The organism is Polaribacter sp., from assembly GCF_965656025.1.
GTDB lineage: Bacteria > Bacteroidota > Bacteroidia > Flavobacteriales > Flavobacteriaceae > Polaribacter.
On sequence record NZ_CBFHJT010000027.1, the window covers coordinates 33829 to 38068 of the forward strand.

Consider the following 4240-nt stretch of genomic DNA (forward strand, 5'->3'; position numbering starts at 1 on the left):
ATCTCCTAAAAACCCAAAAGGCATGGTTTGGCTTGTACATTCTAACCAAACGTCTTTTCCTTTATTGGGTATGTTTAAAATTACATGATTCCCTTGAATGGATGAAAAATCTTTATCTATATCTCTTTTCTCATCTGCATAAACGACTGTGTAATAAGAAGTAACACCTGCAGCATCTAATAAGGCTTTTGTATAATTTGTTAAACCCTTACAATCTCCATAACCAACCTTATCTACTTGGTTTGCTGCAATAGGCTCCCAACCACCAATACCAACTTGTACACTAATGTAACGCGTTTTTTCTTGCATAAACTTATACACCAATTTGGCTTTTTCTATGGGATCTTCTACGCCACTTACCAAGTTTTTAATTTTTAAAACAGTAGCAGGTTCCAATTGATCTCTGCCCTTTAATAATTCAGCATTCATCCAAGCCCCAAATTCTTTCCAGTTTTTATATTGTCCAGCAACTCCTTTTAAAGAAAAATTATTTAAAGTAATCATTGCTTTTGGTAGAATTTCTCTGTAGTGCACAGAAGAATTCTCATACTTAAAACCCGGTTGATTCTCTAAAGAATAGAAAATTTCGGTATCGCTTTCTTGTTTTTTTACAGAAAATTTATCAAAATTAATATTTTTAAATCGCCAAGGTATTTTGTTAGGATTTAGCACCTTATAGCTACTTTTTTCTACAGAAACATAGTAACCATTTATGGGTTGCCACCAGGGAATAAAACCAGTTGTTGAGGTTTTATATGTTGATTCGAATACCACTGTATATGGATAAGAAATGGGCGTGTAATCTACATATTTTACTCTAGAATCTGAATATAAGGTACCACCATCTACAGCACTTACGTCTTCAAAATGACGTTCTTTATATTTTTTTATTTCGTTGCCTAAAGCGTCGTAAATTCTTGCAGATAAATCTGTAATTTTAGTATCTTCATCATAACCTTCTACCAATTTTGCATCTACTTTACCAAGTTTGTTTAATACAGTAACCACTTCTCTTTTAGAAACAATCATTTTATCTGTATCTTCTATAGTTATTTCTATAGCATAATCTCTTACAACTGCGTTGGCATTTTGTTTTAATTCTTTTGGAATAAGTGAAGAAGAATATTTAATTTCTTGAGAGCAAATAGGATTTATAGTGAATAAAAACCCTACAATTAGGAGGTAAAGTAACTTTTTCATGCAATTGATTGATAGCAAAGCAAAAGTATAAAAAAAGATCCAGAAATAAAATTTCTGGATCTTTTGTAATTAAAGTAATATTCTGGGGGAATAATAATTATTTTGTTTTTACAGTGAATGATAATTCCATCATATCATCGATAAACTTATCTTTTAAATCATCAAAAAATGATTTAGAGCCGTATTTTACATTAAAATCTGCTCTATCTACATTAAAAGTTTCACTCTTAAAAGTAGTTGTACCTCCTTCTGTCATTAACATTGCAGGTATTGTAATACTTTTTGTAACATCTTTTATTGTTAAGTTTCCTGTTACATGTAATTTATCTTCTTTTTCTTCTACACTTGTAATTACAAATTTAGAAACTGGGTATTTAGCCACATCAAAAAAGTCTGCAGAAGTTAAGTGCCCAACTAATTTAGCATTTCCTTCTTTCTCTGCAGGAATGTCTAAATTTTTAATTGAAGCCATGTCTACTACAAATTCACCACCTTTTAAAGTACCATTTTCTACTACTAAAGAACCTTCTTTTAACATAATTACTCCATTATGAGCTCCTGTTGGTTTAGTGCCTTTCCAAGTAATTACAGAGTTTGCAGTATCTACATTATTTAAATCTGCTACTTTCTCTACTTTTACTTCTTCCGTAGTTTCTACCTTTTCTTTCTTCTCGCCTTTACAAGCAGTTAAAACTGATGCTACAACTGCAAGTGTTAAAAATATTTTTTTCATTTTATTTAATTAGTTTAAAATTATTTGTGCCACAAATATATGTAATTTATTTTCCTTGGAAACTATTTTTTGCTTTTTAATAAAAAATTAACAACATGTGCAGCTGCTTGCAAGCCAAAAGCTGCTGGCATATAACTTATAGTGCCATAATACGATTTCTTAAAATTGGTTCCATCAGTTACTTTTACACTTTTAGGTATTTGTACTTCTTCAGAATATACAGCTTTTACACCTTTGTCTACCTTTCTTTCTTTTAAACGTTTGCGCAAAACTCTAGCCATGGTGCAATTTTTAGTTTTACCAATATCTTTTACTTTTATTTTGGTTGCATCTAACTTACCACCTGCGCCCATTGATGAAATTATTTTTACCTTTTTTCTTCTTGCAGCAACAATTAAATTAATTTTGGGTGTTATACTGTCGATACAATCTAAAACATAGTCAAAATCTTTTGATACAATTTCATAAGCTCTTTCTGGCGATAAAAACTCTTCTAAAACGGTTAATTTAATGTTTGGATTGATATCTTTTAATCGTTTTGATAAAACACTCGTTTTAGACTTACCAATGGTAGATTGTAATGCTGGTAATTGTCTATTGATATTGGTTTCATCAAAAACATCTCCATCTACAATCGTCATTTTACCAACACCTGCTCTCGCTATAAATTCTGCTGCATAAGAGCCAACACCACCCAAACCCACAATTAAAATATGTGCGTTTTGCAATTTTTCTAACCCTTCTTTTTGAACCAATAATTGGGTACGCTCTAACCAACTCATAAAATGTATATTTTTAAAATAAAGCTGCAAAATTAAACATAAATACTTGCTAGTAATTTAAAACCCATAAAAAAACTACTGTAATTTTGATTTTAATAAAATATCGATTTCAAATTAGTATTTTCGCCACTGTGAATATTTACAACAACATTTTATTTTCTATAAAAAAAGAGGAAAAGCTTTTAGCAGTTTTAATAGACCCAGAAAAAGTTGCTATTAAAAAGTTACCTAACTTCTTTGCAAAAGTTCATCAATCTATAGCAACACATATTTTTGTTGGTGGAAGCACAGATGCAGACAAACAAACAGATACAGTAGTTTTAGCAATAAAAAAATTAACACATTTACCTGTTGTTTTATTTCCTGGTAATGTTTCGCAAATAACAAAAAATGCAGATGGTATTTTATTTTTAAGCTTACTTTCTGGTAGAAATCCAGAGTATTTAATTGAGCAACAAATAAAAAGTATTCCTCTTTTAAAAGAAACCGAATTAGAAATTATTCCAACCGGTTATATTTTGGTGGATGGTGGTAAAGAAACTACCACTCAAAAAGTAAGTAACACAAAACCAATTGCTCAAAAAAACATCAATTTAATTAAAAATACGGCTTTGGCTGGTGCATTTTCTGGAAAAAAACTAATTTACTTAGAAGCGGGTTCTGGTGCTAAACTACCAGTAGAATCAACAATTATCAATCTTGTAAAAAGTAATTTATCTATCCCTTTAATTGTGGGTGGTGGAATTCGTACAAAAAAACAGTTAGATAATGCATTTTCTTCAGGTGCAGATTTGGTAGTTATAGGTACTGCATTTGAAAATGATGAAGCCTTTTTTGAAGATTTGAAAAAGTAAATAACATAACTCTAAAATTTACTTTAATAATCCATTTTTGTACAGTTTTATCATTTCTACCTTGTGGAGAAATCTCATTAAATTAATCTCTTAGCATTATTTTAATCTGAAATAAGGGTTCTGGATACATTTTTTTTCTCATTTTAATCGAAAAAAAGACTCGAACTGACAGATTATAGTATTTTTACACACAAATAAAACCCAATGTCAGAAATTTTCAACTTTCTTTTTGAGCAATACAAAACCTACGAAACTTTAGATATTGTTTTAGAAATTATTGCTGTGTTTTTCGGTTTTTTATCGGTTTGGTTTTCTAAACAGAATAAAATTTGGGTGTTTCCCACAGGCATGATTAGTACCTCTATTTTTGTCTATTTACTATTAAAATGGGAGCTTTTAGGAGATATGATGATCAATATTTATTACTTTATAATGAGTGTTTATGGCTGGTATGTTTGGACACGTAAAGTTGATGAAACAAATGTTACCCCAATTTCTAGAACTTCTTTAAAGGAGAAAAAAACAGCATTTCTAATTTTTATTGCAACTTTAGTTTTTGTGTATGTTGTCTATAATTATTTTGATAAATGGACTTCTTGGGTTGCCTACGTAGACACCTTTACAACTGCTATTTTCTTTGTAGGCATGTGGCTAATGGCAAAACGTAAGCT

At 30.1% G+C, this 4240-nt stretch carries 5 protein-coding genes; 2 read left to right on the plus strand and 3 right to left on the minus strand.

Going from position 1 to position 4240, the window contains the following annotated elements:
* From ACTG3S_RS07090 to ACTG3S_RS07100, 3 genes are all read right to left on the minus strand, one after another.
* Positions 1–1200, minus strand: a 1200-nt coding sequence (locus tag ACTG3S_RS07090; protein WP_439128660.1) for a DUF3857 domain-containing protein, incomplete at its 3' end; no start/stop codon positions are given.
* A 97-nt stretch (positions 1201–1297) separates the two neighbouring features.
* Positions 1298–1933: a YceI family protein gene (locus ACTG3S_RS07095; RefSeq protein WP_439128661.1), complete on the minus strand. Its 636-nt coding sequence runs from the start codon at positions 1931–1933 to the stop codon at positions 1298–1300.
* A gap of 62 nt (positions 1934–1995) precedes the next feature.
* Positions 1996–2715: a tRNA threonylcarbamoyladenosine dehydratase gene (locus tag ACTG3S_RS07100; protein ID WP_439128662.1), complete on the minus strand. Its 720-nt coding sequence runs from the start codon at positions 2713–2715 to the stop codon at positions 1996–1998.
* An 86-nt stretch (positions 2716–2801) separates the two neighbouring features.
* On the opposite strand from ACTG3S_RS07100, the gene ACTG3S_RS07105 reads away from it, so the two are divergent.
* Together ACTG3S_RS07105 and pnuC are read left to right on the plus strand one after the other, a co-directional pair.
* Complete coding sequence (locus tag ACTG3S_RS07105; RefSeq protein WP_439128663.1) at positions 2802–3569, plus strand: geranylgeranylglyceryl/heptaprenylglyceryl phosphate synthase; 768 nt, start codon at positions 2802–2804, stop codon at positions 3567–3569.
* 204 nt (positions 3570–3773) lie between these two features.
* A partial coding sequence (gene pnuC, locus ACTG3S_RS07110) for a nicotinamide riboside transporter PnuC (protein ID WP_439128664.1) occupies positions 3774–4240 on the plus strand: 467 nt, incomplete at its 3' end.

Coding starts and splice junctions, on each gene's coding strand:
- ACTG3S_RS07095 (WP_439128661.1), bottom strand. CDS start 1,933: ATGAAAAAAATATTTTTAACACTTGCAGTTGTAGCATCAGTTTTAACT.
- ACTG3S_RS07100 (WP_439128662.1), bottom strand. CDS start 2,715: ATGAGTTGGTTAGAGCGTACCCAATTATTGGTTCAAAAAGAAGGGTTA.